The sequence below is a fragment of the Variovorax sp. GW821-FHT06D12 genome (assembly GCF_059419205.1).
The window spans coordinates 158,410-172,707 of the sequence record NZ_JBWKRI010000006.1; the positions used below are offsets into that span (position 1 = coordinate 158,410).

Genomic DNA, 14,298 nt, shown 5'->3' on the forward strand with positions numbered 1-14,298 from the left:
GCTAAAGCCTGACACCATGGCAAGGTCAAGCGCGGTGGCTTCAAGGCCCTAGGCTGGACGTTGACATCGTGAGAGGGTTGAAACTGGCGTTGTCCCCGATTCGGGTGTTCAATCCTTCCACCCTTCATTCATTCCGACAAGGAGCAACGACGATGAGCCAGAAATTCCAGGTCTCCGGCATGAGCTGCAACCACTGCGTGGAGGCGGTGCAGGACGCGGTACAGACGGTCGACCCGCATGCGCAGGTCACGGTCGATCTCGAAACCGGTCATGTGGACGTGTTGAGCCAGCAGCCGCGCCAGGACATCGTGGTCGCGATCGAGAACGCCGGCTACACCGTTCAATGATGACGGCGACCTCCGCCCACGGCCGCCAGGTCGCCATCGGCGAGGCCGCGCGGCTGTCGGGTGTGTCGGCGCGCATGGTGCGCCACTACGAAGGCCTGGGCCTGCTGCCCGCGGTGGCGCGCACCGAGAGCGGCTACCGCCAGTACAACGACGCCGACATCCACACGCTGCGCTTCATCAAGCGCTCGCGCGATCTCGGGTTCTCGATGGAAGAAATTGCCGAGCTGGTCGGCCTGTGGCACAACCGCCGCCGCGCCAGCTCGAGCGTCAAGCGCATCGCGCAAAAGCACCTGGGTGAACTGGAACAGCGCATCGCCGACATGCAGTCGATGCGCAGCACGCTCGCGCACCTCGTGCATTGCTGCCACGGCGATGCGCGGCCCGACTGCCCCATCCTCGACGACCTGAGCCAAGTCTAGGGACTCCCCCAGGCTTCGCGCACTTCGTGTCGCTGCGCCAACCCCCTCGCCGGGGGCGATACCGGTGGCCCGGCAAAGCCGGTTCCACGGTATCCCTGGAAAAAATCAGGCGTTCTTCACGAGCGACAGCACCTGGCTCGTGTCGAGGGTGCGTGCCCGTTCCTTGATCGCCGGCAGGTACTGCGTCTGCAGGCCCTGCCCTTCCTTCACCACGCTGGAGAACGCGTCCTTCAGCATCTGCGTGGAGAGCGTGCGCCCGCCCGCGTAGTAGCGCTTGGCCACGTGGCCCAGCGCATAGGTCGACGCGAAGCTCATGCCCGAGCTCACGGCCTGCTTGCCGAGGCCGCCCAGCAAACCACCACCGACCTTGCCCAGCAGGCCGCCGAGCAGCTTGCGCCCCGCCTGCTCCAGGTACTGCGAGGTCAGGCCCACGCCCACGGTGGCCAGGAAATCCTTGATGTGGCCGGTGTCCAGCTGGTAGCCGTGCGCCTGCCCGATGCGGTAGACCAGCTTCATCTGCAGCGGAATGATCGCCATGGTCGACAGCGTCTCGGGCAGCAGCTCGAGCGCGCCGTTGAGGATGGCGGCGTTGAGGATCGCGCGGTCGAGCTCGGTGCTGTCGGGGGCCTGCGGCGCCGCGGGGGTCGCCGCGGTTGCAGCCGTTACCGCCACAGCCGCCGGCACCGCGGCGGCGATGTCTTCCGCCCGCTGCGAGAACTGCGCCGCCGAGGCGTCCAGGCCCAGCGAGCTGCGCACGTCCATCAGGAAGAGCCGCTCCGGCTCCGACTGCACGCCGTCGGCGTCGCACATGCACACCGCCATCTCGTACGCCAGCTGCCGCGACTCGGCGCTTTTCAGCTCGCCGGCCACCGAGGCCAGCGACACCCGCTTCATGAGCACGTCCTGGTAGATCGTCGGCAGGTTCACGCCGTCGGCCTGCGACAGGCCCTCGGCGATGCGCTTGATCTCGGCGCGCTCGCGCTCGTGCTTCTCGCCGTCGACGAAGGCCGCCAGCAGGCTCAGGGTGACGATCGCTTTTGTTTCAGAAGGTGTCATGTTCGAGTTTTTTCGTCATGTGAAGGAGTGGATTGGGTCCGCGCAGCGCCCGAAGGTTCCTCCGCGCGTTCTCCCCACAAAACTGGGGCAACTCTGTGGATAACCCCGGCACTGCTCTGTAGGGGCGTTGCAAGTTGTTGATTTTCAAAGGAAATCTACAACATGCTCAATTAACAGGCAATGAATTTCTCGACCCGAAAACCGTCTTTCGCAGAATTCCGGAAGGCTGTCAAAGGACAACTCTGGGGAGAGTTTTTGCACAAGCCATCGGTTATCCACAGGGCCTGCGGGTTACCCCATGTTGTCCAAGTTGCGGGTACACCACGGAAGCGCGGGTGCGCACAGTGACGCGGGCATGACAAGTCGTTGTCACGTCAAGGAAAAAGCGACCTTTCCACAGACCGGTGCGACCCTTATCTACTACTACTAATTTGAATAAGAAGAATAAGAAGACAGGAAGAGGAAAAGCCGCGCCCGAAAAAAAAAGCCGCGAAAGGCCGCGCCGGTCGCCGGCGCCTCGGGCGGAAAACCGGGCACGGGTCGTCCGTGGCCCTCGCTAACATCGCCGGATGAGCTTCAAACCCCGGATCCTGATTGCCGAAGACGAATCGGGCATCGCCGACACGCTCCAGTACGTTTTGAGCAGCGACGGTTTCCAGCCGATCTGGTGCGCCACGGCCGAAGAAGCCATCGCGCAGTTCGCGCAGGAACGCCCCGCGCTCGCCATCCTGGACATCGGATTGCCCGACCTGAACGGCTTCGAGCTCTTCAAACGCCTCCAGGCGCTGAACCAGTCGATGGGCGGCCCGGAGGTACCGATGGTGTTTTTGACGGCCCGCAGCGACGAAATAGACCGCGTGGTGGGCCTCGAACTGGGTGCGGACGACTACATTGCCAAGCCGTTTTCACCCCGCGAGCTGGTCGCCCGCGTGCGGACCATCCTGCGGCGCAGCGCCAGAAACGGCCCAGGAAGCCCGCCAGCGGCCGCAGCGCCGATTCATGGGGTACCCCATCAAAACGCGCCGGCGCCGCCTTCAGCGGCGCCACAGACCCCCGCAACCCCCTTTGCGCTCGACAGCGAGCGCATGCAGATCCGTTACTACGGACGGCTGCTCGAACTCTCGCGCTACGAATACGGCCTGCTGAAACTCATGGTCCAGCGCCCGGGGCGCGTGTTCACGCGCGACGAACTGCTCGAACTGGTCTGGGACGACGCCAGCGACAGCTTCGACCGCACGGTCGACGCGCACATCAAGACGCTGCGCGCCAAGCTCAAGACCATCGCGCCGGAGGTGGAGCCGATCCGCACGCTGCGCGGCACCGGCTACGCGCTGCACGAAGATCTGCCCGCCAGCAGGGAATGACGCGCCGGACCCGGATCTTCATCGGCATCCTGCTGATCTACACGGCGGGCATCGCCTTCCTGCTGTACCGCGTCGTTTCCGACATCGACCCGCGCTACCGCGAGTCGGCCGAGGAATCGCTGGTCGAGACCTCGCAGCTCATGGCCAGCCTGGTCGAGCAGGACGTGATCGCCGGCGCCATCAACACCGCGCGGCTGGAGCCGCTTTTTCGCAGCGTCTACACGCGCGAGTTCTCGGCCCAGATCTACAACCTGCACAAGAGCCGGGTCGAGCTGCGCGTGTACGTCACCGACCGCACCGGCCGCGTGATGTTCGATTCGCTCGGCCGCCACCTGGGCAACGACTATTCGCAGTGGAGCGACGTGAAGCGCACGCTCGGCGGCCTGTACGGCGCGCGCACCTCGCGCGACGTCGACGGCGACCCGCGCACCTCGGTGATGTACGTCGGCGCGCCGATCCGCTGGAACGACGAGATCGTCGGCGTCGTCAGCGTCGGCAAGCCGGTGCAGAGCTTCGGCCAGTTCGTCGAGGACGCGCGCGTGCGCACCATCTGGGTCGGCGTGGGTTCAGCGCTGGCGCTGCTGCTGCTCACCGTGATCGTCTCGGTCTGGCTGGTGCGGCCCTTCGGCCTGATCCGCGACTACTGGACCTGGGTGCGCGCGCAGCGCAGCCTGAGCCTGTCGCGCATGGCGCGGCGCGCGGTCGACGCGGTGCGCACCGGCTTCGGCGAAATGCGCGATGCGCTCACCGGGCGCAACTACGTGGCCGACTACGTGCAGACCTTCACGCACGAAGTGAAGAGCCCGCTCTCGGCCATCCGCGGCGCGGCCGAGCTGCTGCAGGAACCGCAGATGCCGCACGACCAGCGCGAACGTTTTCTGAAGAACATCGAACGCGAAACCCAGCGCATCCAGGAAATCGTCGACCGCATGATGGAGCTCACCGCGCTCGAGACGCGGCGCACGCTCGACCGCACCGAACCCGTGGCGCTGGGCCCGCTCATCGAGGACATTGCCGCCAGCGCGCAACCCGCTGCGTCGCGACGCAACATCCGGTTGATCGTGAACATCCGCGAGCCTGCGCGCGTCGAGGGCGATCCGTTTTTGCTGCGCCGCGCGATCAGCAATCTGCTCGACAACGCGCTCGACTTTTCACCGCCCGACAGCGAGGTGCTGCTGACGCTGGAAACCACCTCGCGCCTGGCGCGCATCAACGTGCGCGACCACGGCCCGGGCATTCCGGACTACGCGCAGGAAAAAGTCTTCGAGAAGTTCTATTCGCTCGCCCGGCCGCACAGCCAGAAGAAGAGCACGGGGCTGGGCCTGGCGTTCGTGAAGGAAATCGCGACGCTGCACCGGGGCCGCATCGACCTGGGCAATGCGACGCGCGGCGGCGCCGTGGCGACGCTCACGCTGCCGCTGCTGTCAACCCATCACTGACCCACGAGCGCGCGGTAGGCCTCGCGCGTCTCGGGGCTCACGGCCTCGAGCAGCTGCTCGTACGAAGTCTGGTGCCGCGCCAGCATGCGCGCCGAGGCCACGGCCTTCGATTTGCAGAACCAGTGGCAGGTGTGCTGCATCAGGAACAGCTCGGCCGACATCGTGAAGGCCTTCGATTTCGGCGAACGGCCGGCGGCATTTCTCGCCACGCCCGCGATGCCGCGCGCGTGAATGCGCAGTGCTTCGCGCAGGTCGAAGCTCGCGGAAGGGAACAGCGTGGTGGCGAACGGCAGGGCCACCGGCAGCCGGCTCACGCGCGTGTCGGCTTCGGGTTCGCGTGCCAGCTCGGCGGCGAAGGTTTCGAACTGGCCGGCGAGTTTTTCCTCGGTGGCGTCGAGCAGGTGCCAGATCTGCTGGCGGCGCTCGGCGTCGTCTTCGCCGAGGCAGCGCAGGTAGCCCTGGGTCAGGCTCTCCATCAGCTTCTCGATCTGGTAGCGGCCCAGATGGCGACCGAGCAGCGCGATGCGCTGGCGCTGTTCCTTGGACTTGAGGATGTAGAAGCCGGCGGCGATCAGGGCCACCAGGGTGAGGATTTCCATGGATGCGAGAAAAGGGGAGAAAAGAGAAGAGACAAAAAAGAAGCGGGGGCCGCGGCACCGAGTGTAGGCACCGCGCGTCCCCCGCGTCTTTGGGTGGCTCTCGCCGTTTTCTAGCGGAAGAAGTCCAGGATGCGGTTGCGTTCTTCAGGCGGCGGCGGTGCGCCCACCGGCGCGCCCGTCAGCACCTCCACCGGCTGGATCGGCTGCTCGGCGCTTTCCAGGCCCAGGCTCGCCACGTTGTGGCCCGGCGTGAAGTCGTCGAAGTACCACTCGCCGTCGATGCTCACCACGCCGGGCGGTTCGGCCGGCAGGGTCACGGGCACGCCGCGCAGCGCCGACTGCATGTAGCCGATCCAGATCGGCAGGCTCAGGCTGCCGCCGGTCTCGCCGCGCACGCCGAGCTGGCGCGGCGTGTCGTAGCCGACCCAGGCGATGCCCACGCGCGTGGGCTGGAAGCCTGCGAACCAGGTGTCGAAGGAGTCGTTGGTGGTGCCGGTCTTGCCGTACAGGTCGTCGCGCTTGAGCGCCTGGTAGGCCTTGAAGCCGGAGCCGCCCTTGACCACGCTCTGCAGCAGCGATTCCATGATGAAGGCGTTGCGCGCGGGAATGGCGCGGCGGCTTTCGTCGAGCACCGGGGGCTCGGTTTCCATCAGCACCTTGTCCTTGAGGTCGGTCACGCGCGTCACGAGGTACGGGTTCACGCGGTAGCCGCCGTTGGCGAACACCGAATAGCCCACCGCCATCTGCATCGGCGTGACCGAGCCGGCGCCCAGGCCCATCGGCAGGTTGGCCGGGTGCTTGTCCTTGTCGAAGCCGAACTTGGTGACCCAGTCTTGCGCGTAGGGTGCGCCGATCGATTGCAGCACGCGCAGCGTGACCAGGTTCTTCGACTTCATGAGCGCGTTGCGCAGCGGCATCGGGCCTTCGAAGCCGCCGTCGAAGTTCTTCGGGTCCCAGGGCTGGCCGCCGTTGGCGGCGGCATCGAACACCAGCGGTGCGTCGTTCACCACGGTGGCGGGCGTGAAGCCCTTTTCGAGCGCGGCCGAGTAGATGAAGGGCTTGAAGCTGGAGCCCGGCTGGCGCCAGGCCTGCGAGACGTGGTTGAACTTGTTCTTCCCGAAGTCGAAACCGCCGACCAGCGCCGTGATGGCGCCCGTGCGCGGGTCCATGCCGATGAAGGCGCCCTCCACCTCGGGCAGCTGCGTGATCTCCCAGGTGTTCTTCGGCGTCTTCGCGACGCGGATCACGGCGCCGCGGCGGATCTTGATGTTCGGCGGCGCCTTCGCGGCCAGGCCGGACTGCGCGGGCTTGAGGCCCTCGCCCGAGATCTCGAAGGCTTCGCCGTTGGCGCGCACCGCGGTCACTTCCTTGGCGCTGGCTTCCAGCACCACGGCCGAGATCACGTCGCCGTTGTCGGGGTGCTCGGCCAGGGCCTCGTCCACCGCCTCGTCGATTTCCTTCTGGCCGCTGGCCGGCAGGTCGACGAACTTCTCGGGGCCGCGGTACACCTGACGGCGTTCGTAATCCATGATGCCCTTGCGCAGCGACTTGTACGCCGCCGCCTGGTCGGCCGCCACCAGCGAGGTGTAGACCTTCATGCCGCTGGTGTAGATGCTGTCGCCGTACTGCGCGTACATCATCTGGCGCACCGTCTCGGCCACGTACTCGGCATGCAGCCGGTTCGGGTCGGCGGCGTCGCGCAGGTGCAGCTCTTCCTTCTTGGCTTCGGCCGCCTGTTCGGCGGTGATGAAGCCGGTCTCGTGCATGCGGTCGATCACGTAGAGTTGGCGCGCCCGCGCGCGGCGTGGGTTGGCCACCGGGTTGTTGGCGCCGGGCGCCTTGGGCAGGCCGGCCAGCATGGCGGCCTCGGCGATGGTCACCTGCTGCAGCGGCTTGCCGAAGTAGGCCTCGGAGGCGGCGGCGAAACCGTAGGCGCGGTTGCCCAGGTAGATCTGGTTCAGGTAGATCTCCAGGATCTGGTCCTTGCTGAGCTGTTGCTCGAGCCGGAAGGCCAGCACGATCTCCGAGGCCTTGCGGCTGAGCGTGCGCTCCGAGCTCAGGTAGACGTTGCGCGCCACCTGCATCGTGATGGTCGAGGCGCCCTGCTTGCGCCCGCCCTTGAAGCTGGCCACGGCCGCGCGCGCGAAGCCCTTGTAGTCCACGCCGCCGTGGTCGTAGAAGCGCGCGTCTTCCACGGCCAGCACGGCGTCTTTCATGACCTTCGGAATGTTCGCGAAGGGCGTGAGGTTGCGGCGCTCCTCGCCGAACTCGCCGATCAGCGAACCCTCGGCCGTGTACACCCGCAGCGGCAGCTTGGGCCGGTAGTCGGCCAGCTCGGAAATGTCGGGCAGCTTCGGGTAGATGGCGACCACCCCCACGATGGCGGCGCCCAGCAGCGCAACGGCGCCGGCACCGGCCGCGATGGCGCTCCAGCCGGCGATGCGTTTCCACGGGAGCTGGCGCAGCGCACCGGCGGGTTGGGAAGGGCGAGGTTCTTGGGACATGGGATGGGGGCTAGCGAAGAGGTTGGAGCCGTGGCGCGCGCGGGCGTTCCGTCACCCGGGGATCGAGCGCGCCGCGCCGCACGCCTTCCAGCGCGCAGTGCATGGCATCGAAATACTTGTCGTGGTCGTAGGCGATGAGCAGCAGGTCCACCCCGGCGTCGAGTGCGCCCAGCGTGGCGTTGCAAAGACCTCGGTTGTAGGCCCCGCCCATCGTGAGGTCGTCGGTGACGAGCAGGCCCTGAAAGCCCCATTCGCCTCGAATCACCTGCCGCACGATTTTGCGTGAGAAAGAGACCGGCGCATCCGCGTCGAGTTCCCGAAGGATGACATGGCCGAGCATGATCGCGGCATCCGAATGTTTCGACACGTCTTGAAACGGCTTCCAGTCGTGCGCGGCCAGCCGGGCCACGGGCGTGCGCAGTTCGGCACCCATGTGGTGCGTGTCCTCGGTCACGCCGGCCAGGCCGGGAAAGTGCTTGAGCGTGCCGCGCACGCCAGCCGATTCAAGGCCTTGCTCGTAAGCGAGCGCCACCTGCGCGGTGACGTCGGGGTCGCTGGAAATGGCGCGTTCCTCGATGCGGGTGTGCAGGTCCCAGCGGCCCGGGGCGCGGCCGGGGCGCAGGTCGACCACCGGGCTGAAGTTCAGCGTGATGCCCAGCGCGGCGAGCGCCCCGCCCTGCTGCGCGCCGTAGGCGCGGGCACGTTGCAACAGTTCGTGTGCGGGCACGTCGGCGTCCAGCAGGCTGGCGAGTGCCGGCTGGCGGGGCACCATCGGCGACAGGCGCGAGACGCCGCCGCCCTCCTGGTCGGTCGCCACCACCAGCGGCGGCAGGCCGGCCGCCTGTCGCAGCGCCTGCAGGCTGGCGATTTCCGCGCGCAGGGTGTCGGCGCTGCGGCCCTTCACGTTGCGGCCGGTGACGAAGATGCCGCCGATCAGGCCCCGGCGGGCCAGCTCGCGCAGGTCGTTCGCGTCGTCGTAGCCGACGATGAAGCGCGCGCCCAGTGCCTGCGCCACCGGGCCCGAGGCCGCATTCACTTCCAGCCGGTGCTGGCGCGAGGCCAGTTCGTGGCCCAGCGCCGTCAGCATCGCGCCCACCGTCAGGGCCAGCGCCACGACACGGCGCGCACCGCGCGCGCTGCGCCAGGCGATCGCGGCGGCGGCGCACAGCGCGGCGAGCAGCAGCGGCAGCTCCTCCTCGCGCAGGAAGCGCAAGTGCGGGTCCTTCAGGTGCCAGGCCCAGGCGCACAGCACGGCCAGCAGCAGCCAGCCGAGCACGCCGGGGATGGCGCGCAGCAGTCTCATGCGTCCACCGTGGCCGCCGGCGTGGCCGGGGCGGGTTCGCTGCGGCGCGACAGCGCATACCAGTCGACCTTGCGCGTCACCAGCATCAGCGCGGCCAGCATGCCGAAGATCAGCAGCGCGCCCAGCAGCAGCGCATTGCTTTCCGAGGCCAGCAGGCCGTAAAGCGCGCCGTACAGCAGCGCCACGAAGGCGGCGAACGACAGGCCGCGGCGCCAGCCTTCGAGCACCGCGCTGAAGTACACGGCCAGCAGCGCCACGCTGGCACCGGCCGCGCCCGCGTAGGCCATCCAGAAGGCGAACTTCTCCGACAGCGCGAGCAGCAACAGGAAGAACAGCGCGATCGACAGGCCCACCAGCCCGTACTGCACCGGGTGCAGGCGCAGCTTGCGGAACAGCTCGAACATGAAGGCCGCCATCAGCACCAGGCCGATGAAGAGCGCGCCGTACTTGCCGGCCCGCGTGCTCATCGAATACACGTTGACGGGTTGTGCGAGCGACACGTCGAAGGTCTGCAGCGGGCCCGAGGCATGGCGCGACATAGACGCCGAGGGCGCGGTGCGCACGACGGCCGCCGCGGCGTTCTGCGCGGCATCGCCTTCGCTGCCCCACAGGCCGGCACGCACCTGCTCGCGCGCCGTGGTCACGAGCGAGGACACGCGCCAGTGCGCGTCGAAGCCCTGCGGCGTCACCTCGCGCTGCGTGGCCAGGAAGCGACCGCCGAAGCTGGGGTGCGCCCACGGCGAACGCAGGTGCGCGGTGGTTTCCTCGGCGATCGGCACCATCGAGAGCGTGTCCTGGCCCACCAGCGAGAGCTTCATGTCGAAGGCCAGCGGCTTGCCCGTCTGCCAGGCGGCGAGCGCGGCGCCCGTGAGCGGCGCGTGGATGCCGTCGGCGTACGTGGCGTTGTCGGGCAGGCCGGGCACGCGCTGGCGAAAGCGCAGCGCCTCGCCGTTGACGGTGAGCGCGGGCGAGCCGTCGAGGCCGCGCAGGTCGCTCACGTGGAAGGCGACGAACGGCGGGCGGAACTCGATCGACGAGCCGCTCTCGCTGTGCGGCACGGCCTGCGGGTCGAAGCCCGCGAAGCCGCCGCCGAGCGCGGCCGTGAGCGTGTAGAACGGAATGCGGAAGATGCCGCGGTAGCGCTCCTGCGGCGCCATGTCGCCCTCGATGTGCAGCTTGTCGGGGAACACGGCGTGCACCATCTCCTTGCTCTGCGGGGCCTGGCCGATCACCTTGCCCTGCGCGTCGCGCAGCGGCTCCATCCAGCGCTCCACGTACGGCACCAGCAGCAGCGGGCCGACCATGGCCTGCGGCCCGGCATAAGACTCGGCGAGCTCGCGCGCGGCCTCCTGCTGGCTGTCGCCGCGGGCGCGGTTCAGGTCGTCGATGCGCGCCAGCGGAATGCACAGCACCAGCAGCAGGAAGAACAGGCCGGCCACCTTGACCAGCACCGAGGCCTGCAGGGCCTTCAACAGTTGAAGCATGGGTTTCTCCCCTCTTTTCCGGGTTTTTTCGTGATGAGGCGCCGATGCTCTCCGGCCGATCCGAAGGCCGTATGAAGCCGCCGCGCGGCGCACTTCACACAGACTTCACACAGCGGCGCCTCCGGTTGTGGCGACTTCAACGCGCCTTCCAACTGCCTTCTCGCACGCTCACGACAGTGAGGGCCGTGCAAGTTCGCACGCAGAAGGACACCCGCCATGGACACCCCCACCACCCCACGCCCCGGCCGTTGGCTCTGGCTCGCCACCGTGAGCCTGGCCACCGTGGGTTTCATCGCCATGGGCGCCCGCCCGGTCCACGCGCAGGAAGCGCCCGCCGGTCCGCGCCTGAAGACCGAGAGCCCGTATTTCTTCGTCAAGAGCGACGACCCCTCGGTCGACCGCCTGCCGCTGAAGGGCACGGAGGTCTCGGTCAAGATTTCGGGCGTGATCGCCGACGTCACGGTCACCCAGACCTACCGCAACGAAGGCCAGCGCGCCATCGAGGCGAAGTACGTGTTCCCCGGTTCCACCAAGGCGGCGGTAAGCGGCCTCAACGTGCGCCTGGCCGACCGCCTGATCACCGCGCAGATCCGCGAGAAGCAGCAGGCGAAGATCGAATACGACACCGCGAAGAAGGAAGGCAAGACCGCCGCGCTGCTCGAGCAGCACCTGCCCAACGTGTTCCAGATGAACGTCGCCAACATCCTGCCGGGCGACGACGTGAAGGTCGAGCTGCGCTACACCGAGCTGCTGGTGCCGCAGTCGGGCAACTACCAGTTCGTGTTCCCGACCGTGGTCGGCCCGCGCTACAACTCGCCGCAGTCGCAGAACGCGCAGGCCCAATGGCCGGCGCAGCCCACGCTGCGCGCCGGCGTGGCACCGAGCACCAGCTTCAAGCTCACGGCGAGCATCGACACGCCGATGGGCCTGAAGGAAATCCGCTCCGCCACGCACACCATCGACGTGAAGAAGCGCGACGAAGACCAGCACGCCGACATCACGCTCGGTGCCGACGGCCGCCCCGCCGACAACCGCGATTTCGTGCTCGACTACCGCCTGGCCGGTGAAAAGATCGAATCGGGCCTCATGCTCTACAAGGGCCAGGGCGACAACGCAGAAAACTTCTTCCTCGCCATGGTCGAGCCGCCCAAGGCCGTGGCCGCCAGCGCCATCTCGCCGCGCGACTACATCTTCGTGGTCGACATCTCGGGCTCGATGCACGGCTTTCCGCTGGACACCGCCAAGACCGTGCTCGAACGCCTGATCGGCGGCCTGCGCCCCAGCGACACCTTCAACGTGCTGCTGTTCTCGGGCAGCAACAAGATGCTGTCGCCGCAGTCGGTGCCGGCCACGCGCGCCAACATCGAGCAGGCGCTGGCCACGATCAAGAACTACAGCGGCAGCGGCAGCACCGAGCTGATTCCGGCGCTCAAGCGCGTGTACGCCGAACCCAAGGCCGCGAACGTGTCGCGCACCGTGGTGGTGGTGACCGACGGCTACGTGACGGTCGAGCGCGAAGCCTTCGAGCTGGTGCGCAACAACCTGTCGAAGGCCAACGTGTTCGCCTTCGGCATCGGCTCGTCGGTGAACCGCAGCCTCATGGAAGGCATCGCGCGCGCCGGCATGGGCGAGCCTTTCATCATCACCGACCCGGTGCAGGCGCCCGAGCAGGCCGCGCGCTTTCGCCGCATGGTGGAGTCGCCCGTGCTCACGAACGTGAAGGCCACCTTCGGCGGCCTGGACGTGTACGACGTGGAGCCGCAGGCGCTGCCCGACGTGCTGGGCGAGCGCCCGGTGATCGTGTTCGGCAAGTGGCGTGGCGAGGCCAAGGGCCGCGTGATCATCGAAGGCCAGGCCGCCACCGGCCCGTACCGCGAGGAAGTGCGCATCACGCCGCAGACGCGCCAGGACACCGCCGCGCTGCGCACGCTGTGGGCACGCCACCGCATCCAGAGCCTGAGCGACCAGGAAGCGCTCGAAGGCAGCGCCGCCTTCAAGGACCGCATCACCGAGCTGGGCCTGAAGTACAGCCTGCTCACGCAGTACACCAGCTTCATCGCGGTGGACAAGGTGGTGCGCAACGTCGCGCCGCAGAACAGCGTGGACGTGAACCAGCCGCTGCCGATGCCGCAGGGCGTGAGCGACCTGGCGCTGGGCGCCGAGGTGCCGAGCACGCCGGAGCCGGAAACGCTGGGCGCGATCGCCATCGTGCTGTCGATGCTGGCCATGCTGCGCCGCCGCGCGCGCCGCAACGACCCGCGCCGTTTCACCGCCTGAACAGGACGCACGACCATGTCTCTGGCAACCCTGGCCCACCACCATCCGCGCGTCGTGGACTGGGCCATCCGCATCGACCGCACGCCAGCCTTCGGCTGGCTCGCGCTGCAGTGCGCCGCGCTCGCGCCCACCTGGGCCTGGATGGCGCGCCGCCTGCAGGACGGTTCCGACGATCCGCTGGGGCTCGTGGCGCTGGTCGCCTTGGCCGCGCTCGCCTGGCAGTGCCGGCGCGAGCTGCGCGCCTCGCCGCGCCTGGGGTGGCTGGCGCTGGCCGGCCTGGGCACCGTGCTCGCCACGCTGCTGCGCACGGGCGGGGGCGGCCTGCCCGCGCTGCCGCCGCTGGCCTCGGGGCTGGTGGCGGTGCTCTCGCTCGCGGCCGGGCTGCTGGCCTTTTTGCCGCGCAGCGTGGCGGCGCTGCCGGTGGCCGGGCTGTCGGTGCTGGCGCTGCCGCTGCTGTCGTCGCTGCAGTTCTACGCCGGCTACCCGCTGCGCGTGGTGACGGCCGAGGCCAGCCGCTGGCTGCTCGCGCCGGGCTTCGAGGTGGCGCGCGAAGGCGCGACGCTGATGGTCGACGGCCGCCTGGTGATCGTCGACGCGCCCTGCTCGGGCGTGCAGATGGTGTGGCTGGGCTACTTCACGGCCTGCGCGGTCGCGCTGTGGGCGCGGCGCGGCGACCGCGCCTTCCTGCGCCGCCTGCCGGCGGTCGGCCTGCTGGTGCTGGCCGGCAACATCGTGCGCAACAGCGTGCTGATCGCCTTCGAAGGCGCCGGCCACGCGCTCGCGCCGTGGGCGCACAACGCGCTGGGGCTGGTGCTGCTGGCCGTGGTGTGCGGCGCCATCGCGCGCCTGATGGTGCCGGCGCGCGCCGCACCGCGCATCGAACTCGACCGCCCGCTGCCGGGCCTGATCACTGCCGAAGGAGGCCGCCGTGTCGATACCGTTCGTTGAGCGCTGGTTCGCCAACCATTTCATCAACCGCGTGGGCCACAAGAGCGCCTTCGCGCTGGCGATGCTGCTGTGCGTGCTCTGGTCGGCCGCGGCGGCGCTGCGCGCGCCGGCCGAAGAAGCCGACGCCGTGGGTTCCCACGAATGGCCCAGCCAGTGGGACGGCGTGCCGCTGCGCCCGCTGGCGCTGAGCGAGGTCGAGCAGCGCTTTGCCGATCGCTTCCCGGGCGCCATCGGCCGCATGACCGACGGCCAGCAGACGCTGGTGATGCGCGCCGTGAACCGGCCCACGCGCATGCTGCATCCGGCCGCCGACTGCTACCGCGCGCTGGGCTACCGCATCGAGCAGGCGCGGCTGGAACGCGACGCGCAAGCGCGGATGTGGCGCTGTTTTGTGGCGCAACGGCACGGTACGCCAAATTTCCGCGTCTGCGAGCGCATCGTCGACGCCCAAGGCACGGCTTTCACCGACACTTCGGCCTGGTACTGGGCGGCGGCCAGCGGCCAGTCGCACGGTCCGTGGCAAGCTGTCACCGTGGCAAGACCGATGTGATGAGAACG

The 14,298-nt window shown here is 68.4% G+C and carries 12 protein-coding genes; 7 read left to right on the top strand and 5 right to left on the bottom strand.

Annotation, left to right across the window (positions count from 1 at the left end):
* Positions 1–152 precede the first annotated feature (152 nt).
* Positions 153–347: a heavy-metal-associated domain-containing protein gene (locus AC07SQ_RS19715; RefSeq protein WP_062473802.1), complete on the top strand. Its 195-nt coding sequence runs from the start codon at positions 153–155 to the stop codon at positions 345–347.
* A complete protein-coding gene (gene cueR, locus AC07SQ_RS19720) occupies positions 347–766 on the top strand; it encodes a Cu(I)-responsive transcriptional regulator (RefSeq protein WP_062473804.1) in 420 nt (139 codons plus the stop codon). The genes AC07SQ_RS19715 and cueR overlap by 1 nt, the downstream gene beginning before the upstream one ends.
* A gap of 105 nt (positions 767–871) precedes the next feature.
* On the opposite strand, the gene AC07SQ_RS19725 is transcribed toward cueR, so the two are convergent.
* Complete coding sequence (locus AC07SQ_RS19725; RefSeq protein WP_495272599.1) at positions 872–1,822, bottom strand: YcjF family protein; 951 nt, start codon at positions 1,820–1,822, stop codon at positions 872–874.
* Positions 1,823–2,391: 569 nt separating this feature from the next.
* Between AC07SQ_RS19725 and creB the strand changes: the two genes are divergently transcribed.
* Together creB and creC are read left to right on the top strand one after the other, a co-directional pair.
* The gene (creB, locus tag AC07SQ_RS19730) at positions 2,392–3,186 is read left to right on the top strand and encodes a two-component system response regulator CreB (RefSeq protein ID WP_495272600.1); all 795 of its coding nucleotides are present in this window, start codon (positions 2,392–2,394) and stop codon (positions 3,184–3,186) included.
* Positions 3,183–4,625 (top strand): two-component system sensor histidine kinase CreC, encoded by a 1,443-nt coding sequence (gene creC / locus AC07SQ_RS19735; RefSeq protein ID WP_062473809.1) that lies wholly within the window; start codon positions 3,183–3,185, stop codon positions 4,623–4,625. Before creB ends, creC begins: the two co-directional genes overlap by 4 nt.
* Here creC and AC07SQ_RS19740 read toward each other — a convergent pair.
* From AC07SQ_RS19740 to creD, 4 genes are all read right to left on the bottom strand, one after another.
* Positions 4,619–5,224 (bottom strand): hypothetical protein, encoded by a 606-nt coding sequence (locus AC07SQ_RS19740; protein WP_495272601.1) that lies wholly within the window; start codon positions 5,222–5,224, stop codon positions 4,619–4,621. The genes creC and AC07SQ_RS19740 overlap by 7 nt on opposite strands.
* Positions 5,225–5,334: 110 nt before the next feature.
* Positions 5,335–7,728 (bottom strand): penicillin-binding protein 1A, encoded by a 2,394-nt coding sequence (locus tag AC07SQ_RS19745; protein WP_062473814.1) that lies wholly within the window; start codon positions 7,726–7,728, stop codon positions 5,335–5,337.
* Between the two features lie 10 nt (positions 7,729–7,738).
* On the bottom strand, positions 7,739–9,031 hold the full coding sequence (locus AC07SQ_RS19750; RefSeq protein WP_495272602.1) for a glycoside hydrolase family 3 N-terminal domain-containing protein: 1,293 nt from the start codon (positions 9,029–9,031) through the stop codon (positions 7,739–7,741).
* Positions 9,028–10,515 (bottom strand): cell envelope integrity protein CreD, encoded by a 1,488-nt coding sequence (gene creD / locus AC07SQ_RS19755; protein WP_495272603.1) that lies wholly within the window; start codon positions 10,513–10,515, stop codon positions 9,028–9,030. The genes AC07SQ_RS19750 and creD overlap by 4 nt, the downstream gene beginning before the upstream one ends.
* Before the next feature lie 216 nt (positions 10,516–10,731).
* Here creD and AC07SQ_RS19760 point away from each other — a divergent pair, with 216 nt between their 5' ends.
* From AC07SQ_RS19760 to AC07SQ_RS19770, 3 genes are read left to right on the top strand one after another with little or no spacing between them, the layout of a single operon-like run.
* Positions 10,732–12,792, top strand: a complete 2,061-nt coding sequence (locus AC07SQ_RS19760; RefSeq protein ID WP_495272604.1) for a VIT and vWA domain-containing protein — start codon at positions 10,732–10,734, stop codon at positions 12,790–12,792.
* 15 nt (positions 12,793–12,807) lie between these two features.
* Positions 12,808–13,740 carry an exosortase Q gene (gene xrtQ / locus AC07SQ_RS19765; RefSeq protein ID WP_369645732.1) on the top strand — a complete coding sequence of 311 codons (933 nt, stop codon included), beginning with the start codon at positions 12,808–12,810 and terminating at the stop codon, positions 13,738–13,740.
* Positions 13,721–14,290, top strand: a complete 570-nt coding sequence (locus AC07SQ_RS19770) for a hypothetical protein (protein WP_495272605.1) — start codon at positions 13,721–13,723, stop codon at positions 14,288–14,290. The genes xrtQ and AC07SQ_RS19770 overlap by 20 nt, the downstream gene beginning before the upstream one ends.
* The last annotated feature ends 8 nt before the right edge of the window (positions 14,291–14,298 follow it).